The sequence below is a fragment of the Cupriavidus oxalaticus genome, assembly GCF_016894385.1.
Lineage (GTDB): Bacteria > Pseudomonadota > Gammaproteobacteria > Burkholderiales > Burkholderiaceae > Cupriavidus > Cupriavidus oxalaticus.
Window position 1 is genome coordinate 1,074,849 of record NZ_CP069812.1, and the last position, 22,800, is coordinate 1,097,648.

22 protein-coding genes are annotated in these 22,800 nt (G+C 69.6%); 10 read left to right on the forward strand and 12 right to left on the reverse strand.

The features are described 5' to 3' along the window. Positions 1-308 precede the first annotated feature (308 nt). Both glnE and rrtA read left to right on the forward strand, forming a co-directional pair. Entirely contained in the window at positions 309-3,230 is a 2,922-nt protein-coding gene (glnE, locus tag JTE92_RS17280) for a bifunctional [glutamate--ammonia ligase]-adenylyl-L-tyrosine phosphorylase/[glutamate--ammonia-ligase] adenylyltransferase (RefSeq protein WP_459539741.1), read from the forward strand. Continuing rightward, positions 3,220-3,864 (forward strand): rhombosortase, encoded by a 645-nt coding sequence (rrtA, locus tag JTE92_RS17285; RefSeq protein ID WP_063238382.1) that lies wholly within the window; start codon positions 3,220-3,222, stop codon positions 3,862-3,864. Before glnE ends, rrtA begins: the two co-directional genes overlap by 11 nt. A gap of 37 nt (positions 3,865-3,901) precedes the next feature. Here the strand turns inward: rrtA and JTE92_RS17290 are convergent, their stop codons facing one another. From JTE92_RS17290 to JTE92_RS17305, 4 genes are all read right to left on the reverse strand, one after another. Further along, a complete protein-coding gene (locus JTE92_RS17290; RefSeq protein ID WP_063238695.1) occupies positions 3,902-5,554 on the reverse strand; it encodes a rhombosortase-dependent MprA family serine protease in 1,653 nt (550 codons plus the stop codon). A 136-nt stretch (positions 5,555-5,690) separates the two neighbouring features. Further along, the gene (locus JTE92_RS17295) at positions 5,691-6,134 is read right to left on the reverse strand and encodes a hypothetical protein (protein ID WP_063238383.1); all 444 of its coding nucleotides are present in this window, start codon (positions 6,132-6,134) and stop codon (positions 5,691-5,693) included. 58 nt (positions 6,135-6,192) lie between these two features. Next, the gene (gene recN, locus JTE92_RS17300) at positions 6,193-7,962 is read right to left on the reverse strand and encodes a DNA repair protein RecN (protein WP_063238384.1); all 1,770 of its coding nucleotides are present in this window, start codon (positions 7,960-7,962) and stop codon (positions 6,193-6,195) included. Between the two features lie 78 nt (positions 7,963-8,040). Next, positions 8,041-8,958, reverse strand: a complete 918-nt coding sequence (locus JTE92_RS17305; protein WP_063238385.1) for an NAD kinase — start codon at positions 8,956-8,958, stop codon at positions 8,041-8,043. Positions 8,959-9,061: 103 nt separating this feature from the next. Here JTE92_RS17305 and hrcA point away from each other — a divergent pair, with 103 nt between their 5' ends. The 3 genes from hrcA to JTE92_RS17320 all read left to right on the forward strand — a co-directional run bounded on the left by hrcA (position 9,062) and on the right by JTE92_RS17320 (position 11,710). Next, positions 9,062-10,099: a heat-inducible transcriptional repressor HrcA gene (hrcA, locus tag JTE92_RS17310; RefSeq protein ID WP_063238386.1), complete on the forward strand. Its 1,038-nt coding sequence runs from the start codon at positions 9,062-9,064 to the stop codon at positions 10,097-10,099. Between the two features lie 103 nt (positions 10,100-10,202). Continuing rightward, positions 10,203-11,318 carry a ferrochelatase gene (hemH, locus tag JTE92_RS17315; RefSeq protein WP_063238387.1) on the forward strand — a complete coding sequence of 372 codons (1,116 nt, stop codon included), beginning with the start codon at positions 10,203-10,205 and terminating at the stop codon, positions 11,316-11,318. Next, a complete protein-coding gene (locus tag JTE92_RS17320) occupies positions 11,315-11,710 on the forward strand; it encodes an RNA-binding S4 domain-containing protein (protein WP_063238388.1) in 396 nt (131 codons plus the stop codon). Before hemH ends, JTE92_RS17320 begins: the two co-directional genes overlap by 4 nt. A 96-nt stretch (positions 11,711-11,806) precedes the next feature. Here JTE92_RS17320 and JTE92_RS17325 read toward each other — a convergent pair whose 3' ends face one another. After that, entirely contained in the window at positions 11,807-11,980 is a 174-nt protein-coding gene (locus JTE92_RS17325; protein ID WP_169834803.1) for a hypothetical protein, read from the reverse strand. A 273-nt stretch (positions 11,981-12,253) separates the two neighbouring features. Here JTE92_RS17325 and grpE point away from each other — a divergent pair, with 273 nt between their 5' ends. Both grpE and JTE92_RS17335 read left to right on the forward strand, forming a co-directional pair. Beyond that, complete coding sequence (gene grpE / locus JTE92_RS17330) at positions 12,254-12,808, forward strand: nucleotide exchange factor GrpE (RefSeq protein ID WP_063238390.1); 555 nt, start codon at positions 12,254-12,256, stop codon at positions 12,806-12,808. Between the two features lie 95 nt (positions 12,809-12,903). Next, positions 12,904-13,341, forward strand: a complete 438-nt coding sequence (locus JTE92_RS17335) for a thioredoxin family protein (protein ID WP_063238391.1) — start codon at positions 12,904-12,906, stop codon at positions 13,339-13,341. A 27-nt stretch (positions 13,342-13,368) separates the two neighbouring features. Here the strand turns inward: JTE92_RS17335 and JTE92_RS17340 are convergent, their stop codons facing one another. Further along, complete coding sequence (locus JTE92_RS17340) at positions 13,369-14,652, reverse strand: phospholipase A (protein WP_063238696.1); 1,284 nt, start codon at positions 14,650-14,652, stop codon at positions 13,369-13,371. 163 nt (positions 14,653-14,815) lie between these two features. Continuing rightward, a complete protein-coding gene (locus tag JTE92_RS17345) occupies positions 14,816-15,247 on the reverse strand; it encodes a DUF1841 family protein (RefSeq protein WP_063238392.1) in 432 nt (143 codons plus the stop codon). A gap of 91 nt (positions 15,248-15,338) precedes the next feature. Here JTE92_RS17345 and JTE92_RS17350 point away from each other — a divergent pair, with 91 nt between their 5' ends. Further along, on the forward strand, positions 15,339-16,280 hold the full coding sequence (locus tag JTE92_RS17350; protein ID WP_063238393.1) for a DMT family transporter: 942 nt from the start codon (positions 15,339-15,341) through the stop codon (positions 16,278-16,280). Between the two features lie 88 nt (positions 16,281-16,368). Beyond that, the gene (locus JTE92_RS17355) at positions 16,369-16,956 is read left to right on the forward strand and encodes a malonic semialdehyde reductase (RefSeq protein ID WP_063238394.1); all 588 of its coding nucleotides are present in this window, start codon (positions 16,369-16,371) and stop codon (positions 16,954-16,956) included. 73 nt (positions 16,957-17,029) lie between these two features. Here JTE92_RS17355 and JTE92_RS17360 read toward each other — a convergent pair whose 3' ends face one another. Genes JTE92_RS17360 through JTE92_RS17370 form a run of 3 tightly spaced genes read right to left on the reverse strand, consistent with a single transcriptional unit; the run spans position 17,030 to position 20,334 of the window. Continuing rightward, a complete protein-coding gene (locus JTE92_RS17360; protein WP_063238395.1) occupies positions 17,030-17,755 on the reverse strand; it encodes a Coq4 family protein in 726 nt (241 codons plus the stop codon). A gap of 36 nt (positions 17,756-17,791) precedes the next feature. Next, entirely contained in the window at positions 17,792-18,772 is a 981-nt protein-coding gene (locus JTE92_RS17365; protein ID WP_063238396.1) for an alpha/beta fold hydrolase, read from the reverse strand. After that, a complete protein-coding gene (locus tag JTE92_RS17370) occupies positions 18,769-20,334 on the reverse strand; it encodes a flavin-containing monooxygenase (protein WP_063238397.1) in 1,566 nt (521 codons plus the stop codon). The genes JTE92_RS17365 and JTE92_RS17370 overlap by 4 nt, the downstream gene beginning before the upstream one ends. Positions 20,335-20,420: 86 nt before the next feature. Between JTE92_RS17370 and JTE92_RS17375 the strand changes: the two genes are divergently transcribed. Further along, complete coding sequence (locus JTE92_RS17375; RefSeq protein WP_063238398.1) at positions 20,421-21,047, forward strand: TetR/AcrR family transcriptional regulator; 627 nt, start codon at positions 20,421-20,423, stop codon at positions 21,045-21,047. A gap of 19 nt (positions 21,048-21,066) precedes the next feature. On the opposite strand, the gene nth is transcribed toward JTE92_RS17375, so the two are convergent. After that, positions 21,067-21,711, reverse strand: coding sequence for an endonuclease III (gene nth, locus JTE92_RS17380; RefSeq protein WP_063238399.1), 645 nt, complete (start codon positions 21,709-21,711; stop codon positions 21,067-21,069). Beyond that, on the reverse strand, positions 21,708-22,517 hold the full coding sequence (rsxB, locus tag JTE92_RS17385) for an electron transport complex subunit RsxB (protein WP_063238400.1): 810 nt from the start codon (positions 22,515-22,517) through the stop codon (positions 21,708-21,710). Before rsxB ends, nth begins: the two co-directional genes overlap by 4 nt. Between the last annotated feature and the right edge of the window lie 283 nt (positions 22,518-22,800).

Consider the following 22,800-nt stretch of genomic DNA (forward strand, 5'->3'; position numbering starts at 1 on the left):
TCCAATCTGGTGCCCGGCTGGCTACAACAGGAAGACGCGCACCGCGCGCGGCGCGAACCGGGGCAGCATGGCCCGGGCACGCCCGTTCTGGCGCCCGTTCTGGCGCCCCGTTCTGGCAGCCAGATACCGGCGGCACCTTTTCGGCCGCCCCTTTTTTCGCATTTCAAGTTACTGGAATGACTGCCTCCGACCCGACGAGTTCCGCCGCTGGCGATCCCCCCGATCAACATGGCGCGGGCGCCACACCGGCACCGGCTGACCTGGCGGCTCCGGCGGCGGCGCTTGCCGCTGGCGAGGGCCCCGGGACCATGACCGCCGGCGCCTTTGCCGTCACCGCGGCGCAGTCGTTGCCGCAGGGTCTGCAGGCGGCCGACCATGGCGGCCACGCAGGCGGCCACATATTGTACTCGGCGGCGTATTCCCACTACGCGCGGCGGGTGCTGCAGGCCCGCCCCGAACTGCCCGCGGTGATCGCGGCGGCGGCCGGACAGCCGCTGACGCGCGCGTGGATGGAGGCGCGGCTGCAGGCGCTGCACGAACCCTCGGCCGATGCCGAGGAAGCCACCAGGCGCACGTTGCGCCGGCTGCGCGCCGAAGTCATGTGCGCGGTGATCGAGCGTGACCTGCGCGGCCTGGCCCCGCTGGGCGAAATCACCGGCGCCATGACCGACCTGGCCGAACTGGCGATCCAGCATGGCCTGGCGGTGCTGGGCGCTGATCTCGCCACCACTTTCGGCCGCCCGGTCGGGGAGCAGAGCGGCGAGGTGCAGGAGCTGGTGGTGGTCGGCATGGGCAAGCTCGGCGGGCGCGAGCTGAACGTCTCGTCCGACATCGACCTGATCTTCCTGTATGACGAAGACGGCGACACGCAGGGCGGTACGCGCAGCCTGTCCAACCACGAGTATTTCATCCGCCTCGGCCGCCGCCTGATCAACCTGCTTGCCGAGGTGACCGCCGACGGCTACGTGTTCCGCGTCGACATGCGGCTGCGGCCCAATGGCGACGCCGGCCCGCTGGCGTGCAGCCTGGGCATGCTGGAGGAATACCTGGTGGTGCAGGGGCGCGAGTGGGAGCGCTACGCCTGGATCAAGGGCCGCGTGGTGTCGGCGCTCGACACGCCGCACGCGCAGCGCACCGCCGGCCTGCTGGCGCGCCTGACCACGCCGTTCGTGTTCCGCCGCTACCTGGACTACGGCGTGATCGCGGCGATCCGCTCGCTGCATGCGCAGATCCGCAGCGAGGCCGCCAAGCGCAGCGGCGGGCTCGCGGGCCACGGCATGAATATCGGCAGCCAGCGCTCGTTCAATATCAAGCTCGGCCGCGGCGGTATCCGCGAGATCGAATTCATGGCGCAGGTGTTCCAGCTGATCCGCGGCGGCCAGGATCCCGAGCTGCGCGTGCGGCCGACGCTCGAAGTGCTCGGCGTGGCGGTCGGGCGCGGCCTGCTGCCTGCCGGCCAGGCCGGACAGCTGGGCGACGCCTACCGCTTCCTGCGCCAGCTGGAGCACCGCCTGCAGTACCGCGACGACGCCCAGACCCACCACCTGCCGACCTCGGCAGACGAGCAGCTGGCGGTGGCGCGGATGATGGGCTGCGCCAGCTGGAACGAGCTGCTGGCGCGGCTGGCGGCGCTGCAGGAGCCGGTGGCGCAGCAGTTCGAGGCCACCTTCTCGGATCCCGACGCCGCGTCCTGCGAAGCCCTGTGGCCCGACATCGTGCTCGACGACAACGCCGCGCGCGCGCAGGACAACCCGCAGCAGGAGGCCGCCGCGCAGGCACAGGGCGGGCAGGGCGGCCAGGGAGGGTGTGACGACGATGCCACGCCGTGCCGGCGCCTGCAGGCAGCCGGCTTCACCGACTGCACCGGCCTGCTCGACCGGCTGCGCGCGACCGCGTCGTCGCTGCGCTACCGCGCGCTGTCCGAATCCAGCCGTGCCCGCTTCGACCAGCTGGTGAACCGCGCGCTCGACCTGGCCGCGCGCCAGGGCGATGCCGACAGCACCATCGCGCGCTTTATCGACTTCCTCGAGGCCATCAGCCGGCGCGCCTCCTACCTGTCGCTGCTGTCCGAGTACCCGCAGGCGATGGACCGTGTCGCGCAGACGCTGCACGCCTCGCGCTGGGCCGCGGCCTACCTGACGCGCCATCCGCAACTGCTCGACGAACTGCTCGACAGCGATGCGCTGGCCGGCGCGCCCGACTGGGCCGCGTTCCGCAAGCGCCTGCACGAGCGGCTGCTGGCCGCCGAAGGGCAGGTCGAGCACCAGATGGACATCCTGCGCCGCGAGCATCATGCCGAGACCTTCCGCGTGCTGCTGCAGGACCTGCACGGCATGCTGACGGTGGAGCAGGTTGCCGACCGCCTGTCCGACCTGGCCGACGCCATGCTCGATGCCACGCTGCAGACGGTGTGGCGCCAGCTCGCCACGCGCCATCGCGACACGCCGCGCTTCGCGGTGATCGCCTACGGCCGGCTCGGCGGCAAGGAGCTGGGCTATGCCTCGGACCTCGACATCATCTTCCTGTATGACGACGAGCACGAGCGCGCGCCCGATGTCTACGCCGCCTTCGCGCGCCGGCTGATCACCTGGCTCACCAGCCATACCGCGGCCGGCGCGCTGTTCGACGTCGATACGCGGCTGCGCCCCAACGGCGCGGCCGGCCTGCTGGTCACCAGCTTCGACGCCTTCCGCCGCTACCAGCTGCGCGAGGGCGACAACACCGCATGGGTCTGGGAACACCAGGCGCTCACGCGCGCGCGCTTCTGTGCCGGCGACGCAGCCATCGGCGAGCGCTTCGAGGCGCTGCGCGACGAGGTGCTGCGCCAGGAGCGCGATGCCGCGGTGCTGCGCGACGAGATCGTGCAGATGCGCCGCAAGGTCGCCGAGGGCCATCCCAACCCCACCACCCTGTTCGACCTCAAGCACGACCGCGGCGGCATGGTCGACATCGAGTTCACGGTGCAGTACCTGGTGCTGCTGCACAGCCGCGCGCATCCGCAGCTGACGCGTAATGCCGGCAATATCGCGCTGCTGCGCGAGGCCGGCGAACTCGGGCTGATCGATGCTGCGCTGGCCGTGGCGGTGGGCGACGCCTACCGGCTGTTCCGCGCGCGCCAGCACCAGTTGCGGCTCGACGGCCAGGCGCAGGCGCGCCTGGCGGCGGAATCGGTTGCCGCGCAGACGGCGCAGGTGCGCACGCTGTGGCAGGCCGTATTCGGTGAGGACTGAGGCCGCGGTGGCCCCGAGCCGTCCCGCCGGGGCCTCGTGGCCGGGACTGCTGGCGGCGATCGCGCTGGTCTGGGCGCTGTCGGCCTGCTTCACTTTCCTGCCGTGGTGGCACGCCCACGGGCTCTACCTGCGCGATGCGGTGCGCCTCGACGGCCAGTGGTGGCGGCTGGCGACCGCCATGTGGGTGCACCTGGACGCGATGCACTGGCTGGCCAACGCACTGGCGGCCGCGGGCCTGCTGGCGCTGGCCGGGCGCACGGCGCGGGCGCCCGCTATGCTGCTGGTGCTGCTGGCTTGCGGCCTTGCCGTGCAGGTGGCGCTGCTGCGCGTGCCATCGGTCGGCTGGTATGGCGGCTTGTCCGGCGCCTTGCACGGGCTGGCGCTATGGGGCGGGCTCAGCCTGTTGCGCGCGCCCGGGCTGTCGCGCGTGCTCGGCGTGCTGCTGAGCCTGGGTGTGCTGGCCAAGGTGTGGCTGGAACAATCGTGGCTGGCGCCGGTGATCTTTGACCCGTCATGGGGGTTCGGCGTGGTGCGCGCCGCGCACGCAGCCGGCGCGGTGGCCGGACTGCTGTGCTGGGTGTTGCAGGAGTGGTGGCTGGCGCGGCGGCCGCTGCGCAGCGCTGGCGGCGGCTGAGCCGCATCCGGGGCACGGCAAGCTGGCAGGGCAACTTTTATGCGCGCCGGCGCAGCGCGAAGCCGAGCAGGCCCGTGCAGGCCAGCGCGAGCGCAAGCCAGCGTGGCACCGCACCGCCGCCGCCGTCATCGGACGGTGCCGGTGCGGCGGCCGCCGGCGGGGCCGACACAGCGGCGGCCAGCGCGTTGTCGGCATCCAGCAGGCCGGCGCCGCACACGCCTGGATTGGTGGTGCAGAAGGTGCCGGATGGATGCGGCCGCGCCGAGGACTTCAGCGCCGCGGTCACCTGCGCCGGCGACAGCGACCCATTCAGCGCAAACATCATCGCGACCACGCCCGACACCATCGGCGCCGCGAAGCTCGTGCCCTGCGACGACGATACCGTGTATGCGCCGACCGACGTTTCGCCGTTGTTGCCGAGCGTGCGGATCACCGACGGCGTCGATGTGCAGGCTCCGTTCTGTACGCGCGAGTTGCCGCAGCCGCCGCCTGGCGCGCTGATCGCGACCTGCGGGCCGACATTGGCATAGGTCGCGTTCTCTCCGTCGTTGGCATGGGCCGTCACCGCGATCACGCCGTTGCAGTCGCCCGGCGCCTCGACCGCGCCACGGTTGTTGCCTGCCGCGGCGACCACCACGACGCCGCGCGCGTTCAGGTCGTTGACCGCCTGCTGCTCGATGCTGCTGCAGGTGCCGCCGCCAAGGCTGATATTGACCACGCGCGCCGGCGTCGGGTTGGCCGGCACATTGGGCACCGGCATGCCGCCCGCCCAGCGCATGCCATCGACGGTATCGGACAGCAGCGCGCCGCACCGCCCCGAGACCCGCACCGGCAGGATGCGCGCGCTCCAGTCCACCGCGGCGATGCCTTCGCCGTTGTCGGTGGCCGCGCCCAGCACGCTTGCCACGCGCGTGCCGTGCCAGCTGTTGGCCGTGGCTTCGGTGGTCGGCGAGGAACTGCCCGGGCAGGTGAAGCCGGATGGGACGTTGTCGCCGGCATCGGTGGCATCGCCGTCGCGCCCGTCGTTATCGTTGGAGACAGTGGTGCTGCTGATGAAGTCATAGCCCGGCAGCAGCCGCGCGGCCAGGTCGGGATGGGGCAGCGTGCCGGTATCGACCACCGCGATCACGATGCCGCTGCTGCCGCGCGTGCGGTCCCATGCGCGCGGCAGGTTGACGCCGCCGACCGCGGTGCCGGTGCCCATCAGGTACGGCTGGTTGGCGCGGAATTCCGGGTCGTTGGGCAGGGTGTCATGCAGCCGCAGCCAGCGGTCCGGCACGGCGTCGGCCACGCGCGGATCCTGGCGCAGTCGTGCGGCCGCGGCTTCCGGGTCGGTGGCGAGTTCGTCGGGCACCTGCAGCAGGTCCATGTTGCCGCCCATGGGCCGGCGCAGCGTGGCGGCGATGCCGGTGCGCTCGCGCAACTGCTGCAGCCGGCTTGCTGGCTGCGCCGCCTCGGCCGAGGCGGCCGGTGCCTTGCCGGCCGCGTCTGGCGTGACGGTGGGGGCCGTGCCATCGCGCCAGCGCACGATGATCTGGCCAGTATAGGTGGAAGCCGAAGTGGAGGCGCTGGCCGCGAATGCCGCGTTGGTCGGTGCCGCGGCGCACAGTGCGGCGATGGCAACCAGGGATGCCCGCCATCGATAGACCGGGATGCAGCGACGGAACACGGACTGCGCGGGATGCGGCATGTATTCCTCCAGGTGCACTCCGCGCGGCATCGGCCGCGCAAGGGGATGCTATGTAGGGAATACGATCCGCCGCGGTTGTGCAAGGGCTACCGAAGGTTTAGAACCCACCGCTTGCGGACAGGCCCGGGGCGCCGGCTCAGCTCTTGGGCATGTCCCGGCTGGTCGGCATGGTACGGTTGGGCTGGATCATCCGGTCCGGCTCGGCGGTCTCGATACGTGGGGTGGCGCGCAGCGTATCCACTGCCTGGTCGATGGTGGCATCCGCCGATTTGGAGATCGCCGTCACCAGCCAGACCCCGCCCGACATGGGGCGCTTGACCACATAGCGGATCGGGCCCTTGATCTCGGCCAGCAGCTTGCCGGCATCCTCGGACATGTCGACCGCGGGCGGCTTGAACTTGACCATGATGTCGCCCACCGCGCGGTCGTCGGTGATGCTGCCCGGCGGCGGGGCGTAAGGCCCCGACTGCGCCTTGCAGCCGGACAGTGCCAGCAGTGCGGCCGTGGCCGCGGTGGCCAGGGCCAGTACGGCACGCAAGGGGCGGTGGCGGCGGCCTGCCGGCGGCGCGTGGCGGGTCATGGTGGGGCTCCTGTGAAAGTGGGTTCGGTAGGCCGATGCGGGCGCGCGGCGGCAAGCGTCAGCCGGCGGCGCGGCGGCCGCGCCGGCCTTCCTTTGCCGTGCCGCGCAGCGGGGCGCCGGCCTGGGCCTCGGCGCCTTGTGCCAGCATCTCTTCGGCATGCTGCAGCGTGGTCGCGGTGACGGTGGCGCCGCCCAGCATGCGAGCGGTCTCGACCACGCGCCCGGCCGGGTCGAGTACGCGGATACGCGAACGAGTAACCGAGCGCGTGACCGAGCCCTCACCGCCATCGGTGGTTTCCTTGCTGACGAGCAGGTGCGTGCCGGCCTGCGCGGCGACCTGCGGCAAGTGGGTCACGCACAGCACCTGGCGCGCGCGGCCCAGTTCCTGCAGGCGCCGGCCGACCACTTCGGCGACGGCGCCGCCGATGCCGGTGTCGACTTCGTCGAAGATCAGCGTCGGCGTGGGCGAGGCCTCGCTGGTGATGACCGAGATCGCCAGGCTGATGCGCGCCAGTTCGCCGCCGGACGCGACCCGCGCCAGCGGCCGCGCGCTGACGCCGGCATGGCCGGCCACCAGGAACTCGACCTGCTCCAGGCCGTAGCTCTGGCCTTCTTCCAGCGTGTTCAGCGCGGCGACGAAGCTGCCGCCCGCCATCGACAGGCCCTGCATGGCCTCGGTGACCGCGGCCGACAGCGCCTGCGCCGCCTGCGAGCGCGCATGGCTGAGGTGCTGCGCCAGCGTCAGGTAGGCGGCCTTGGCGGCGGCTTCGCGCGCCATCACCTTGTTCAGGTCCTGCGCGGCCTGCAGGTCGTCGAGCTGCTGGCGGCGCGCCAGCAGCTCATCGGGCAGCTGCTCGGGAGGCAGGCGGTACTTGCGCGCGGTGGCGTGCAGCGCGTGCATGCGTTCTTCGACGGCCTGCAGCCGTTCCGGATCCAGCTCGAGCCGGTCGACGTAGCGGGTCAGCGAGTGCGCGGCTTCCTCGGCCTGCACCTGGGCCGGCTCGAGCGCGGCCAGCACGTCGCGCAGCGCCGGGTCGACGTCGGCCAGCTGCTGCAGCCGGTGCACGATCGTGTTCAGCGCCGACAGCACCGAGCCGTCGGCCTCGGACAGCGCGTCCAGCGCCGCGCGGCTGCCGTCGATCAGCCCGGCGGCGTGCGACAGGCGGTTGTACTCGGCCTGGATCTCTTCCCATTCGCCCGGCTGCGGGTTGAGCTTGTCGAGCTCGCCCACCTGCCACTCCAGCCGCTCGCGCTCGAGCTGCATCTCGCGCGACTGGTGCTCGACCGCCTCGCGCTGGCGCACGCAGGCGCGCCACGCGCGCCAGGCCTCGGCCACCGCGCCGGCCTGCTGGGTCAGCCCGGCGTGGGCATCGAACAGCAGGCGCTGGGCATCCGGGCGCAGCAGCAGCTGGTGCGCGTGCTGGCCGTGGATGTCGACCAGCTGGTCGCCCACTTCGCGCAACTGCGCCAGCGTGGCCGCGGCGCCGTTGATAAAGGCCTTGCTGCGGCCGCCGGCATCGACCGTGCGGCGCAGCAGCACCGAGCCGGCGCCGTCGTCATCGTCGCCATCGGCGGCATTGAGCTCGCGCTCGGCCAGCCAGGCGTCGAGCGCCGGGTGGGTCGTGAACGTGGCGCTGATGCTGGCGCGTGGGGCGCCTTCGCGCACGATGCCGGCGTCGGCGCGCTCACCCAGCACCAGGGCCAGGGCGTCGATCAGGATCGACTTGCCGGCGCCGGTCTCGCCGGTGAAGACGGTGAAGCCGGAGGTGAAATCCAGGTCGAGCGAGTCGACGATGACGAAATCGCGGATGGACAGGCTGCGCAGCATCGTGGCGGGAAGTGGGATCGGTCCGGGAGGGCGGGCTGGCGATGGGTCGGGGTGGCTAGCTCGGGCTCTGGGGGCGGCTCAGAGGCGGTTGTCTTCGGACGGGTATTCGTGCCAGTGCAGCTTCTTGCGCAGCGTGGCGTAGTAGTTGTAGCCCACCGGGTGCAGCAGGTTGATGCTCTTCTCCGAGCGCCGCACCACGATGCGGTCGCCGGGCAGCAGCGAGGTCAGCGACTGCATGTCGAAGTTGACGCTGGCGTCGCGCGCGCTGGCGACCTCGATGGTGACCTCCGCATCGTGCGGCAGCACGATCGGCCGGTTCGACAGCGCATGCGGGGCGATCGGCACCAGCACCACGCCCGACAGCGTCGGGTGCAGGATCGGGCCGCCGGCGGACAGCGCGTAGGCGGTCGAGCCGGTCGCGGTCGACACGATCAGGCCGTCCGAACGCTGGTTGTACATGAAGTTGCCGTCCACGGACACGGCCAGCTCGACCATGCCGGAAATGCCCGAGCGGTTCACCACCACGTCGTTCAGCGCCAGCGCGGAAAAAATGATGCTGTCGTCGCGTACCACGCGTGACTCGAGCAGCAGCCGGTTCTCGGCCTCGTAGCGGCCGTCGAGCATGTCGGGCAGCACCGTGTGCACGTCTTCCAGCGCGATGTCGGTCATGAAGCCGAGCCGCCCGTGGTTGACCCCGATCAGCGGCACGTCGTGGCCGGCCAGCTGGCGGGCGATGCCCAGCAGCGTGCCGTCGCCGCCCAGCACCACCGCCACGTCGGCGTGCTGGCCGATTTCCTCGGCCGACAGGGCAGGGTAGGCGGTCAGCCCGGTGGCCAGCGCGGTTTCGCGCTCGAACACCACATCCTGGCCATTGCGCAGGATATAAGAGGCGATCTCCTCCAGCGGTCCTTCGATGCCGGCAGTCGAGTAGCGGCCCACCAGGGCGACGGTGTGGAACGAAGTGCGCAAGGCGCTGGCTCTCTGGGGCGCGGACATGCCGGGATTAGACCATACCGCCGCTGCCGTTGCCAGCAGGCGGCGCCGCCGCAACCCAGGCGGGGCGCCAGAAGGTCTAAAACTTGCGTAAAATCGGGGCATCATGGATGAACGTTCCAAAACGCTGCTCAAGACCCTGATCGAGCGCTACATCGCCGAAGGCCAGCCGGTCGGATCCCGCACCCTGTCGAAGTACTCGGGGCTGGACCTGTCGCCGGCGACCATCCGCAATGTGATGTCCGACCTGGAGGAAATGGGCTTTATCGCCAGCCCGCACACGTCGGCAGGCCGCATCCCGACGCCGCGCGGGTACCGGCTGTTCGTCGATTCCATGCTGACGGCCAAGCCGCTGGAGCGCAACGCCGACCTGGCCGAGCTGACCGGCCAGATCCAGGGCCAGCTCGGCGGCCAGCAGCTCGGGCCGCAGCGCATGATCACGACGGCGGCGCGCACGCTGTCCAACCTGTCGCACTTCGCCGGCGTGGTGATGACGCCCCGGCGTGCGCAGGCGTTCCGGCAGATCGAATTCATGCGCCTGTCCGAGAAGCGCATCCTGCTGATCATCGTCAGTCCCGAGGGCGATGTGCAGAACCGGATCATCCAGACCGAACTGGCATACACCCCGGCCCAGCTGATCGAGGCGGCCAACTACTTCAACTCGCACTACGCCGGCATGAGCTTCGACGCCGTGCGCGGCCACCTGCGCGTCGAGCTGCGGGACCTGCGCCGCGACATGTCGCAGCTGATGCAGGCCGCGGTCGAGGCAGGCAGCGTGGCCGAGGACGAGGAAGACGACCACGTCTATATCAGCGGCGAGCGCAAGCTGCTGGAAGTGGAAGACCTGTCTTCCAGCATGGACAAGCTGCGCCGGCTGTTCGACGTGTTCGAGCACAAGACCAGCCTGCTGCAGCTGCTCGACGTTTCCAGCCACGCGCAGGGCGTGCAGATCTTCATCGGCGGTGAAAGCCAGCTGGTGCCGCTGGAAGACATGGCGGTCATCACCGCGCCGTACGAGGTCGACGGGCAGATCGTCGGCACCCTCGGCGTGATCGGCCCGACACGCATGGCGTATGAGCGCGTGATCCCGATCGTCGACATCACCGCGCGGCTGCTGTCCAGCGCGCTGAGCCAGAACCAGTGACGCGGCAGGCTGGCCTGACAAGCTGCCCCATTCCTGCCGAGCGCCGCCTGCGCCGGCGCGCCGCCGTGGCGCGCTCCCGGCCGTGCGCCAACCCGGAAGCGACATGACGTTTTCACCCGAACCGGTCTACCAGCACGGACAGGCGCCGCGCACGGCGATCCTGCTGGTCAACCTGGGTACTCCCGATGCACCCACGCCGAAGGCAGTGGGGCGCTACCTGAAGGAATTCCTGTCCGACCCGCGCGTGGTCGAGATCCCGCGCGCCGCCTGGCTGCCGCTGTTGCATGGCGTGATCCTGCCGCTGCGCTCGCGTGCATCGGCGCTGAAGTACGAGTCGATCTGGCTGCGCGAGGCGCATATGACCGGCTCGCCGCTGCTGGTCTACAGCGAGCGCCAGGCGCATGCGCTGCAGCGGCTGCTGAACCAGAACGGCCACGAGGTCACGGTGGCGTGCGCCATGCGCTACGGCAACCCGTCGATCGCCTCGGTGATGGAGGCGCTGCGCCGCCAGGGCTGCGAGCAGGTGCTGGTGCTGCCGATGTATCCGCAGTACTCCGGCACCACTACCGCGACCGCGTTCGACGAAGTGTTCCGCGTGCTCGGCCAATGGCGCAACCAGCCCGAGCTGCGGCTGGTCAAACATTTCCATGACCACCCGGCTTATATCTCGGCGCTGCACCAGCAGGTCGGGGCCTACTGGTCACAGCATGGCATGCCCGACTTCGCGCGCGGCGACAAGCTGATCCTGTCGTTCCACGGCGTGCCGCGGCGCACGCTGGAGCTGGGGGACCCGTATCACTGCGAGTGCCTGAAGACCGGCCGGCTGCTGGGTGACGCGCTGGGCCTGCAGCCGGGGCAGTACCAGGTGACGTTCCAGTCTCGTTTCGGCAAGGCGGAGTGGCTGCAGCCGTACACGGCCCCGACGCTGGCCGAACTCGGCAAGGTTGGCGCCGGCCGGGTCGATGTGTTCTGCCCGGGCTTCCCGGCAGACTGCATCGAGACGCTGGAGGAAATCGCGATGGAAGGGCAGACCGAGTTCAAGGTCGCGGGCGGCAAGGATTTCCACTTTATTCCTTGCCTGAACGACGCGGCGCCGTGGGTGGCGGCGATGGCGGAGATTGCCCTGCAGCACCTGCAGGGCTGGCCGCTCGATACGCCGCACCCGCATGAACTGGAAGCGCGCCGCTCGCGCGCGCAGACCCGGGGAGCCGCAGCATGAACGTGGATTACGAAGCGGATGCGCGCCAGCGCATCGACAAATGGCTATGGTGCGCGCGTTTCTTCAAGACGCGCTCGCTTGCGGCCGAGGCGGTGGAGCGCGGCAAGGTGACTGTCAACGGGCAGCTGGTCAAGAATTCGCGCGAAGTGCGGCCCGGCGACAAGGTCGCGCTCGAAGCGCACCAGCAGCGCTGGGAACTGCAGGTCAAGGGCATTGCCCCGGCGCGCGGCCCGGCACCGGTGGCGCAGACGCTGTATGAAGAAAGCGCCGACAGCCAGGCGCGCCGGCAGGCCGAGGCCGAGCGCCGCCGCCTGCAGCCGGAGCCCGCCGCGCAGTTGCAGGGCCGCCCGACCAAGCGCGACCGCCGCCGCATCGATGATTTCCGGCACTGAGGCTGGCAGCGTGTTGGACAAAACGACACGCGGCAGCGCCGGCAGGGTGCCGGGGCCGCCGCGGTGCGGGCTTGTGCCGGGAAATTGCGCGGGCGCCTATTCCTGCGTGACTTGCTGGGTGACGATAGGAACGATGTAGTGCTTGAACACCGCCTTGCCACTGCCATACTCGGTATCGCGCGGCGTGAAGGCGCCGGACAGGCAGATAAAGGCGGTCATGACCGCCAGGGCGGCCACGAGGCAGAGCGTCACGACTGGCAGCTTATGCATGGCCAACCTTTCGGAAGAGGCACAAAAATGAACCATCTCCAGGCTCCCATCATTTTTGTCATTTTTCTTAATGAGAATGGTAGTGAGTGCAGTGCAGCAAGGCAATAAGGCGCCAATTGCATAACTCACGCCTTTGTAACCGCTTGTTTCCGCGTCTCGCCGGCGCCACTCTTGAAATCCGGCGCGACGCCACCAATTGCCGCTAAACACGCCGATTGACCCACCGCGGCCGTGCCCACGGACGGCCGCGCCAATGCATTGATACGGATCGACATGGAAGAACAGAAGCAGACGCCATCCAACCCGACGCCCAACGACGAAGCCAGCGCTGCCGCCGCGCAGGAGAGCGCCGCGCCGGAGGCTGCCGCCGTGGAGGACGTGGCGGCCCAGCTGGCCGCCCTGGAAGCCAAGGCGCGTGAGCATTACGACCTGTACATGCGCGCGGTCGCGGAAGGCGAGAATATCCGCCGCCGGGCGCAGGAAGACGTCACCAAGGCCCACAAATTCGCCATCGAGAACTTCGCCGACAACCTGCTGCCGGTGATGGACAGCCTGCAGGCCGCGCTGGCGGACGGCTCGGGCGACATCGCCAAGCTGCGCGAAGGCGTCGAACTGACCGCGCGCCAGCTGGCCGCCGCGTTCGAGCGCGGCAAGATCGTGGAACTGAACCCGGTCGGCGAGAAGTTCGACCCGCACCGCCACCAGGCCATCTCGATGGTGCCGGCCGACCAGGAACCCAATACCGTCGTCACCGTGCTGCAGCGTGGCTATACCATTGCGGACCGCGTGCTGCGGCCGGCACTGGTGACGGTGGCGGCACCGAAGTAAGCCAGGACCGCCTGGCGGCTGACGTTGCGCCCGGTGCCGTTCAGGCCCGGGCGTTTTGCTTTTTGCCTTTGCGGGAGCCAACCCGGGAGCCAACCATGTCAAGCGAATCGCCGGCCGGCGCGCCGTCCGCGGACCAGGCCGCGGCCCCCCACCTCGACCATCGCGCCTTCGAGGCCTTCGGCATGCGCCAGGTCGACGACGCCAGCATCGACGCCGCGATCGCGCAGGCCGGCGATGCGCTGGTGTGCGTGTTCTTCTGGGGCGTGGATTGCTTCAATTGCGAGATGGCAAAGAAAGCCATGCTCGCCAACCCGGAGCCGATCCGGGCACTGGACCTGCACTGGCTGCACGCCAACGTCTATGAGCACCCCGCATTGGGCAAGCGCTTCGGCTTGCACGGCATCCCGGTGTTCATGTTCTTCCAGAACGGCAAGAAGCTGGGCCGTGCCACCGGCTGGCATGGCCACGGCCAGTTTGCCGCCGCGGTGGCCAATGCCCGGCTGAAGGCCGGCGGCAAGCCGCTGGCGGGATGAACCGGCAAGCCAGGCGGCATCCGGCCTCTAGCGCGACAGCGCGTAGCCGATGCGGAACTGCCAGGGCAGCTTGTGGTTGTAGTCGAGCAGGCTTTCGCCATAGCCGACGAAGTAACCCGCCATCAGGTAACCCGCGGTACCTGGCAGCAGCCGCGCCAGCGGATAGGTGACCTGCGCATCGACGCTGCCGTACCACTTGCGCGTGCCCTTGCGCAGCGTGGCGGCAAACTCCCAGGAATCCGGACGCCCATAGGCGATGCCCAGGTCCATGTAGCCGCGGTAATGGGCGATGTCCGGGTTGTCGCCCTTTTCCACGTAGGCATAGAGCTTTGGCGCGACGCGCCAGTGCCAGTCGTTCTGGTCGCCGATGTAAAACGTCGGCTTGACGAACACGGTGTTGATGCTGCGCGACTCGTCGCCGCTGCGGCCGTTGGACTCGTGCTCCACGCCGGCCGCCAGCGACAGCCGGCTGAAGGCGCGGTTGCGCACGCCGGTATCTGACAGGTAGTAGAACAGGCTCGGCCGGTAGTTGGTGTCGCGGAACGGCTTGGACTGCTCCGACAGGTCCCACAGCGAGAACTGGGTGAAGCCGAGGTAGAGGTTGTCGAACAGGCTTTTGGATGCCGGGTCCTCGCCCTGGAAGATCCGGTACTTGAAGCTGAACTGGAACTTCGCGTTGGCGCCATCGTGCGCACCGACGGTGAAGTACATCGGGTCGTAGAAGGACAGGCGCGCGCTGTCGCGCAGGTCCGCCGGCGCCGGCGCGGTGGCGCTTGCGCTGGTCACTGGCGTGACGGGAGCCGGGGTCGCCTCAGCGGCTTCGCCAGCAGGCCCCGGCGTGGCGGCTACCGCGGGCGGGGAGGCGGTGGCCGCCTCGCCCGGCTGGGGCAGCCGGTTCAGCGTGACCAGCACCGGCGCGGCGTCGATGCCGGTCGCATCCAGCCGCACCTGGCCGCGCAGCTGCGGCGGCAGGGTCACGGTGTAGCGGATGGCACGGTGCTCGCCGCGGCGCAGGTTGACCATGGCGGGTCCGGATACCTCGCGCCACAGTACCAGCCGTACCGGCGCCTGCATTTCGCTCGACGCGGTGACTTCCAGCGTATCGGGGATCCGGTAGCGGCGCGTCGCGCCGTCGGCGCTGACCACCAGCGTCAGCGTCAGCGGCTGGTTGCCGTCGATCACGCGTGGCGGCTGCAGCAGCGCCACGCCGGCGTGTGCGGCCAGGGGCCAGGCGAACGCCAGGGACAGGCAAAGGGGGGCGACGGCGCGGCTGGCAGGCGCCAGCCGGCGGGGCAGGGTCAATCGGGACATGGTGCTGGGCACCGCGGGGCGCGGCTGGAACGGCGCGCTGCGGCATTGGGAAATTTCGGAACCCGCAAAGCCTACCACGCGGTAGAAAGCGGGTTGTGACGAAATGTACGCAACCGTTAGAGACGGTTAGCAAAGCTGCTGGCAGCCAGCCAGCGTGGCAGGCTCAGCGCATCGCGCGCCGGCGCACGCTGTCGACGTATTGGTCGCCGTCCGGCGGCAGGCCGCTGCGCTGTGCCTGCCACAGCATCTCGCCCAGGCACTCCATCACCTGGTGCTGGGCCTCGTGCGGCGAATCGAGCCGGCGCGCAAGCGCCTCGTAAGCCTCGCGGATGCCGCGTGGCTGGTCGACCGAGACCTGTTCCGAGATCGACAGGTGCATCGCCAGGTGCAGGAAGGGGTTGGTCTGGCCTTGCTCGGGGGTGTAGTCCTGCGTCAGCGCGCCTTCGGTGTCGCGCAGCAGGTCGTGGTACTCGGGATGCTCGCCGATCCAGTCGACGGCGATGGCTTCCAGCGGCGTCAGCACGCTGCCCGCGATCTGCTTCTGCCAGGCTTCGCAGAAGAAACGGCGGACTTCTTCTCGTGAGGGATTAAACATGGTGGCGCCATTGTAAACGAGGGGCGCGGCGAGCGCTGGCGCCTCCGCGCCGCCAAGTAGAATGCGGGATCGCCGACTTCCCGCCACCTTCATGACCGCCTCTGCCTCCACCGCCGCCCAGGAACAGGCCCGCGCCAAGCTTGCCGGCGTGCTGCTGATCGCGGTGTCGGCCAGCGCCTTCGGCGCGATGGCGATCTTTGCGCGCTTTGCCTATGCGGCCGGTGCCGACGTCTACGGCCTGCTGCTCGTACGTTTCGTGCTCGCGGCGGGAGCGCTGGCGTGGGTGATGCGCACGCGCGGCATCGGCCTGCCGCCGTGGCGGCGCGTGCTGGCGCTGGCGGCGATGGGAGGCATCGGCTACGTTGGCCAGTCGTTCTGCTTTTTCAGCGCGCTGAACCATGCGCAGGCCAGCCTGGTGGCGCTGCTGCTGTACCTGTACCCGCTGTTCGTGACGATCCTGGCCGCGGTGTTCCTGAAAGAGCGGCTGACCACGGCGGCCGTGATCGCGCTGGTGCTGTGCTCGGTGGGAGCGGGGCTGACGGTGGGCGGCGGCGAGGGTTCGCCGCTGGGCATCGCGCTGGGGCTGGCGGCGGCGGTGATCTATTCGGTCTACATCATCGTCGGCGCGCGCGTGACCGCCGGCGTCAACCCGATCGCCACGACCACGGTGATCTGCACCGCGGCCGCGCTGGTCTACGGCGCGGTCGGCCTGCTGCGCCTTGGCGCGGGCGTGCCGCCGCAGTTCCCGGCGAGCGCCGGCGGCTGGCTGGCGCTGGCGGCGATCGCGCTGCTGTCGACGGTGCTGGCGATCCTGACCTTCTTTGCCGGGCTGCAACGGCTCGGCGCGGCGCAGGCTTCGATGCTGTCGACGCTCGAACCGGTGGTCACGGTGCTGCTGGCGGCGTTGCTGCTGGGCGAGCATGTCGGCGGCACGCAGGCGCTGGGCGGCGGGCTGATCCTGGCCGGGGTGCTGTGGCTGACGCGGCGCAGCAGCGCGCCGGCGCCGGCCCGCAGCGACATGCAAGAGAATTGAACGGGTCGGTCAAAGGCGCTGGCGCGGCATATCCCGGTCCTTGGGTAGAATCGCGGCTTCTGACATTTCTTGGATAGGAAAGAGCCGCATGTCCCAGATCGACCAAGCCGCGCTGGCGCAACTGTTCACCGAGGCCCGCACCCACAGCGTGTGGCAGGACCGGCACGTGGACGACGCCGTCCTGCACCAGATCTATGACGCGATGAAGTTCGGCCCGACCGCTGCCAACAGCGGCCCGGCCCGCATCGTCTTCGTCAAGAGCGCGGCCGAGAAGGCGCGCCTGGTGGAATGCGTGTCGGCCGGCAACGTCGACAAGACCCGCTCGGCGCCGGTCACCGCGATCATCGCCTTCGACAAGGCCTTCCACGACCAGCTGCCGCGCCTGTTCCCGCACGCCGACGCGCGTGCCTGGTATGCCGGCAACGACGAGAAAATCGCCCGCGACGCCCTGATGAACAGCTCGCTGCAAGGCGGCTACTTCATCCTGGCCGCACGTGCGCTGGGCCTGGATTGCGGCCCGATGGGCGGTTTCGACGCCGACAAGGTCAACGCGGCCTTCTTCCCCGATGGCAAGTGGTCGGTCAACTTCCTGGTCAACCTGGGCTATGGCGTTGCCGACAAGGTGTATCCGCGCCTGCCGCGCCTGTCGTTCGACGAAGCCTGCCGCATCGTCTGACGATTAACCATTGTCGTTTCCGCCTGCGCGGGAATGACGGTAGTGCTTGCCTTGATTCCGGCGCGCGGCTACGTCAGGCAGTCCATTCCTGCACCGGATGGCAGGCGAGATAACGCCCGGGTGCGGCAATGCCGAGCCGCGCGCGGGCAGCGTCGAGCGGTTCGTGCAACAGCTTTTCATAGTCCTCGCCCAGCAGCCACGCGGCGCGGCGTCCCAGCCGGTAGCCCTCCAGCACGGCGCGCGCAAAGGCCAGGCTGCCGGTCACGCGCAGGCTTTTCAGCGACGCCGCGATGGCGATGAAGGCCCATCCCTTGCCGCCGGTCTGCGCGTAGCTGAATGCCACCAGCGCGGCTTCGCCAAGGCTTTCGTCGGCGCGGTAGCCGGTGAGCACATGCCAGATGTCGTGGATGTCGCGGGTACGCCGGCCGAACCACATGTACGCGTCCTCGATCACCGGCTCCTGGTCGAGGTTGGAGACCTTGGCCAGCCCGTCCGCGCTGTAGCCGGTGTGTTCCAGGAACGCGCGATACGCCGCGCCGACCGTGCCCGGGGCGAAGCTGGCGATATAGGCGGGATCGGACAGGCGCCCGGCCAGTTCGATGCGCTGGTAGACCATGCGCCTGCCATCGGGCGTGGACAGCAGGCGGCCGAAGTTGCGCGGCATCGACGGGCCGTTCAGCGCGCGCATGATGCGGAACACCTGCTCGGTGTCGTTGCCGTTCGCCAGCAGCTTGCGCACGGCCCGGAACGCGGCGAAGACATCCTGCTTGTAGGGATTGGAGGCGGTCGGGGTGGTCATGGCAGAGATCCGTGAGTCAGCATGAGTCAGCGTGCGTCAGGCGAACTGCGCCGGGGCGGTGGCCGGGGCATGCAACGGCGCGGCGGCGTCGCGCACAAAGTCGACACAGGTGTCGATGGCGGTGACCGGCAGCATATGGCCGCCGTCCACCAGCGCCAGCGTGGCGCCCGGCACGCTGGCCGCCAGCGCTTCGCCATGCTCGGCAAAGTCGAGGATGCGGTCATCGCGGCCAAACAGCACGCTCACCGGCACGCGCAGCGAGCCATAGTGCGGCAGCATGGCCGGCAGGCTTCGCGCGGCACCGATCAGGTCTTCGGCAGCGGCGAGGAAATGGGAGGGCCGCAGCGCCAGCAGGCCGCCGCCCCGGGTCGGGAAGTCGAGCGGGAACGGGTCGGGACCGAACACGATCTCCATGACGTCTTCACGGCGCCGTTCCGACATCGGCACCACCAGCGTCCACGCCAGCAGCCGGCGCAAGGCGCCCGGCACGGTCATCGCCTGGAACACCGGCGAAACCGCCTTGGGCGGATGGGTGAGCGGCGCGATCAGCGCCAGGCCGCCGACGCGCCCCGGGTGATGGATGGCCAGTGCCAGCGCGATCGCGCCGCCAAGCGAGTGGCCGACCACCAGCGGTTTCTCCAATCCAAGCTGGCTGCACAGCGCCGCAAGCGCATCGGCCTGTGCCGGCAAATCCGCTGCGGTGCCTGCCACGCGCGTCGAGTGGCCCGCGCCGGGGCGGTCGACGGCGATCACGCGGAAGTGGCGGGCGAGCGGTTCGATCATGCCGTAGCCGAAGTTCTCCAGCTGACCCGACAGGCCGTGCACCAGCAGCACGGCGGGCCCCTGGCCGCGCTCGATCACGTGCAGCCGCGCGCCGGGCACGTCGACAAAGCGTCCACGCGGCGGCATTGCGGCCTCGATGCGCCGGACGGTGCGCAGCGTGTACAGCCATAGCGCCGCGCCCACCACCACGAGCACAGCGATCAGCAGGCCAAGGACGGTCAGGGCAATAGTCACGATTGCACCTCGCTGGCGGCAACGGCCGGCACGGTAGTGGTTTCGGCAGGGCCCTGGCTGTCCCGGCGGGGCCGGCCAGCCTGCGTGGACGAAGGCACGACATCGAATTGCAGCACGCCGTCGGCGATGCGCCCGTGCCGGATCGTCAGCATGTCTTTCAGGTAGTTCTGATAGACGCGCCATGGCTTGCGGTCGCCTTGACGGGGCAGCACGGTGGCGGCGCGTTGCACATAGCCCGAAGTGAAATCCAGGAACGGCGTGGGTTGCATGCCGGCCGGCGCGCGCGCCATCGCCACGCGGTGGCCATGGCGATCCATATGGCGCAGCAGGCGGCAAACGTACTCGGCCGTCAGGTCGGCCTTGAGCGTCCAAGAGGCGTTGGTGTAGCCGAAGGCGAGCACCAGGTTGGGCACGCCGCTCAGCATCATCCCCTTGTACGCGTACGACTCGGCGGGGCGGCGCGGCTCGCCGTCGACGCTCACCGCGATGTCGCCCAGCATGTTCAGCTTCAGCCCGGTGGCTACGACGACGGTATCCGCGGCGAGCGTCTTGCCGCTGGCCAGCACGATGCCGTCTTTGGTGAACCGGTCGATGGTATCGGTCTCCACCGTGGCACGGCCCTCGCGGATGGCGCCGAACAGGTCGCCATCGGGCACCAGGCACAGGCGCTGGTCCCACGGGTTGTAGCGGGGCGTGAGATGCCTGGTGACGTCGAAACCCGGCGCCAGCTGCGCCGCCGCCATGCCGATCAGCTTTTCCCGGGTGCGCTCCGGCCGCCGCCGTGCCAGCTGGAAGAACATCATGCCGAGCAGCACGTTCTTCCAGCGCGTGGCACCGTAGGCCAGCCGCTCGGGCAGCAGGCGGCGCAGCTGGCGGGCGATCGCGTCCTCGGCGGGGCGCGTCACGATGTAGGTGGGCGAGCGTTGCAGCATGGTGACGTGCGCGGCGCGCTTTGCCATCTCCGGCACCAGCGTCACCGCGGTGGCGCCGCTGCCGATCACCACCACGCGCTTGCCGCCGTAGTCGAGCGATTCGTCCCAGAACTGCGGATGCACAATGCGACCGCGGAACCTTTCCTCGTCGGCAAACGCCGGGCGATGGCCTTCGGCATAGCTGTAATAGCCGGCGCAGACATAAAGCAAGCGGGCGCGCAGGCGCAAACGGCTGTGATCCGTCGTGCGCTCGGCTTCCACCGTCCAGCAGGCCGCGGCGCTGTCCCAGGCGGCGCTGACGACCTTGTGGCCGAAGCGGATATGCGGCGTGATGCCGGCTTCGTCGGCGGTCTCGCGGATATAGGCGCGGATCGACGGCCCGTCGGCGATGGCCCTGGCGCCGCGCCAGGGCTTGAAGCGGTAGCCCAGCGTGTACATGTCCGAGTCGGAACGGATGCCGGGGTAGCGGAACAGGTCCCAGGTGCCGCCGATGGCGTCGCGGGCTTCCAGGATGGCGTAGCGCTTGCCGGGGCAGCGCATCTGCAGGTGGCGCGCGGCGCCGATGCCGGACAGGCCGGCGCCTACGATCAGGACATCCAGCACGGCATCATCGGGGTGGGGTGCGGTCATGTCGGGCATCCGGGCGAGTGGCGCTTCTGACAACATAGGTTGTCAGAAGCGATATGACAAGGCATCTGACAATAGGGAATGTCATAATGGCGCGCATGACCACCGAGCTCACTCCCGCACGCCGCTACCGCGGCGCCGAAGCCGAGGAACGGCGCGCCCAGCGCCGGGGCCAGCTGATTGCCGCGGCGGTGCAGGTCTATGGCGAGCGTGGCTACCAGAACGCTACGGTCAAGGCCGTGTGCGAGGCCGCGGGCCTGACCGAGCGCTATTTCTACGAGTCATTCGCCAACAGCGAGGCGCTGCTGCTGGCGTCGTTCCAGGCTGTTACCCACCGCTTGCTGCAGACTCTGGCCCGCGCCGGGGAGTCGGCAGGCGGCGACGGCCCCAACCGGGCGCTGGCGATGCTGCGCGCCTATTTCGGGGCCCTGCAATGCGAGCCGCGTTCGGCGCGGGTGTTCCTGGTGGAGATCCGCGGCGTCAGCAAGCTGGTCGATGGCGCACTGGCGGATTCGCTGAGCGAATTTGGCGGCCTGCTGGCGCAAGCGCTGCTGCCGCCGGGGCGGCAACTCGATCCGTTGCTGACAGCCGGCGTGGCGGGCGGGGTCATCCATGTCGCGCTGCGCTGGATCGGACAGGGCTACATGCCCGACGTCGAGGTGGTGGCGCGCACGGCGCTGCAACTGGCCATGGTGCTGGCGCGCGAGCCGGACTAAGGGCCGCCGCCAGGGCAGCTTACAGCTGCGGCGCTTCCGTCTTTTCCCTGAACTCGCACAGCGGCTCGATCACGCAGTGCCAGCATTCCGGCTTGCGCGCCTTGCACACGTAGCGGCCGTGCAGGATCAGCCAATGGTGCGCATCGTGCAGGAATTCATGCGGCACGCACTTGAGCAGTTTCTGCTCGACCACCTCCACGTTCTTGCCGGGCGCCAGCCCGGTGCGGTTCGCGACCCGGAAGATATGCGTATCGACCGCAATGGTGGGCTCGCCGAAAGCCGTGTTGAGGACCACGTTGGCGGTCTTGCGGCCCACGCCCGGCAGCGCTTCCAGCGCTTCGCGGTCGGGCGGCACCTTGCCGCCGTGCCGCTCGAGCAGGATGCGGCAGGTCTCGATGACATGCTTCGCCTTGGTCTTGTACAGGCCGATGGTCTTGATGTACTCGCTCAGCCCGGCCTCGCCGAGGTCGAGCATCTGCTGCGGTGTGTGGGCGACCGGGAACAGCCGGCGCGTGGCCTTGTTGACGCCGACGTCGGTGGCCTGTGCCGACAGCAGCACGGCAATCAGCAGCTCGAACGGCGAGCTGTATTCCAGTTCAGTGGTCGGGGCCGGGGTGACTTCGCGCAGCGTCTCGAAAATGGCACGGCACTTGGCGGCGTTCATTGTTGTTGTTCCGGGTCGGGTTTGGCGCCGGGACCGGCGGCCGGCTCGGTCAGGCCGGCACGCGCGCGGCGGGCTTCGGCGGCATCGATCTGCGCCTGCACGGCGGGCGAGACGTTTTCCGTATTGCGCGGTTGCGCGGCCTGCTGCTTCTGGCGGGCGCGCTCGATCGCAGCCTGGATGATGGCGCGCTTGCGTTCCTGCGCGGCGCGCTCGGCGTCATCTTGCGGGGCTTCGGCCTGCACCGCGGCCAGCTTGGCCGCGGCCTTGGCGGCCAGGCGCGCGTCGTTTTCCTCGCGCTCGCGCACCAGCCGGGCCTGGCGCGCCAGGTAGCGTTCGTGGGCCGCATCGGCCTGGGCCTGCGACCACGCCTCCCAGCCGGTGCGCTCGCCGGTGACCGGGATCATGGCGATGCAGTCGACCGGGCAGGGCGCCACGCACAGGTCGCAGCCGGTGCACAGCTCGGGAATCACCGTATGCATCTGCTTGGCGGCGCCGGCGATGGCGTCGACCGGGCATGCCTGGATGCAAAGGGTGCATCCGATACACAGGTTTTCGTCAATCAGCGCCACCGCGCGCGGTTGCTCGGTGCCGCGTTCGGGATCGAGCGGCAAGGGTTCGGCGCCGAGCACCCCGGCCAGCCGGCGCACCCCTTCCGCGCCACCCGGCGGGCAGCGGTTGCAGGCCGCCTCGCCGGCGGCCATGGCCTCGGCATAGGGGCGGCAACCGTTGAATCCGCATTTGGTGCACTGGGTCTGGGGCAGCAGGGCCTCGATGCGGTCGGCAAGGGTCTTGACGGCGGGATTCACGACAACAGGCTGGAATTCAGGAGACAAACGGGATCGGGACCGGACTGGATATTGATGGGATGCATGCGGCGTTGTGCGTGCTTGGTGACACAATTGCGGCCCGGCGAACCCCCAAGGGGCTTGCATCGGGGCACAATCGTCCCGCGAAACCATCGCCGGCGGGCCTCAGCGGCCCGGCCGGGCTTCTTCGAGCCCTCGCGCCGCAAGGATTATCCCCGATTTCGCCGATGGACAGAAACGGCGATGATGCGCGTCGCGCAGCCGGACTGCCGCATTCCGGCGT

Excerpts from the sequence above, each read along its gene's own strand:
- glnE (WP_459539741.1), top strand. The coding sequence starts at position 309 with ATGACCGCCGGCGCCTTTGCCGTCACCGCGGCGCAGTCGTTGCCGCAG.
- JTE92_RS17290 (WP_063238695.1), bottom strand. The coding sequence starts at position 5,554 with ATGCCGCATCCCGCGCAGTCCGTGTTCCGTCGCTGCATCCCGGTCTAT.
- JTE92_RS17295 (WP_063238383.1), bottom strand. The coding sequence starts at position 6,134 with ATGACCCGCCACGCGCCGCCGGCAGGCCGCCGCCACCGCCCCTTGCGT.
- recN (WP_063238384.1), bottom strand. The coding sequence starts at position 7,962 with ATGCTGCGCAGCCTGTCCATCCGCGATTTCGTCATCGTCGACTCGCTC.
- JTE92_RS17305 (WP_063238385.1), bottom strand. The coding sequence starts at position 8,958 with ATGTCCGCGCCCCAGAGAGCCAGCGCCTTGCGCACTTCGTTCCACACC.
- hrcA (WP_063238386.1), top strand. The coding sequence starts at position 9,062 with ATGGATGAACGTTCCAAAACGCTGCTCAAGACCCTGATCGAGCGCTAC.
- hemH (WP_063238387.1), top strand. The coding sequence starts at position 10,203 with ATGACGTTTTCACCCGAACCGGTCTACCAGCACGGACAGGCGCCGCGC.
- JTE92_RS17320 (WP_063238388.1), top strand. The coding sequence starts at position 11,315 with ATGAACGTGGATTACGAAGCGGATGCGCGCCAGCGCATCGACAAATGG.
- JTE92_RS17325 (WP_169834803.1), bottom strand. The coding sequence starts at position 11,980 with ATGCATAAGCTGCCAGTCGTGACGCTCTGCCTCGTGGCCGCCCTGGCG.
- grpE (WP_063238390.1), top strand. The coding sequence starts at position 12,254 with ATGGAAGAACAGAAGCAGACGCCATCCAACCCGACGCCCAACGACGAA.
- JTE92_RS17335 (WP_063238391.1), top strand. The coding sequence starts at position 12,904 with ATGTCAAGCGAATCGCCGGCCGGCGCGCCGTCCGCGGACCAGGCCGCG.
- JTE92_RS17340 (WP_063238696.1), bottom strand. The coding sequence starts at position 14,652 with ATGTCCCGATTGACCCTGCCCCGCCGGCTGGCGCCTGCCAGCCGCGCC.
- JTE92_RS17345 (WP_063238392.1), bottom strand. The coding sequence starts at position 15,247 with ATGTTTAATCCCTCACGAGAAGAAGTCCGCCGTTTCTTCTGCGAAGCC.
- JTE92_RS17350 (WP_063238393.1), top strand. The coding sequence starts at position 15,339 with ATGACCGCCTCTGCCTCCACCGCCGCCCAGGAACAGGCCCGCGCCAAG.
- JTE92_RS17355 (WP_063238394.1), top strand. The coding sequence starts at position 16,369 with ATGTCCCAGATCGACCAAGCCGCGCTGGCGCAACTGTTCACCGAGGCC.
- JTE92_RS17360 (WP_063238395.1), bottom strand. The coding sequence starts at position 17,755 with ATGACCACCCCGACCGCCTCCAATCCCTACAAGCAGGATGTCTTCGCC.
- JTE92_RS17370 (WP_063238397.1), bottom strand. The coding sequence starts at position 20,334 with ATGACCGCACCCCACCCCGATGATGCCGTGCTGGATGTCCTGATCGTA.
- JTE92_RS17375 (WP_063238398.1), top strand. The coding sequence starts at position 20,421 with ATGGCGCGCATGACCACCGAGCTCACTCCCGCACGCCGCTACCGCGGC.
- nth (WP_063238399.1), bottom strand. The coding sequence starts at position 21,711 with ATGAACGCCGCCAAGTGCCGTGCCATTTTCGAGACGCTGCGCGAAGTC.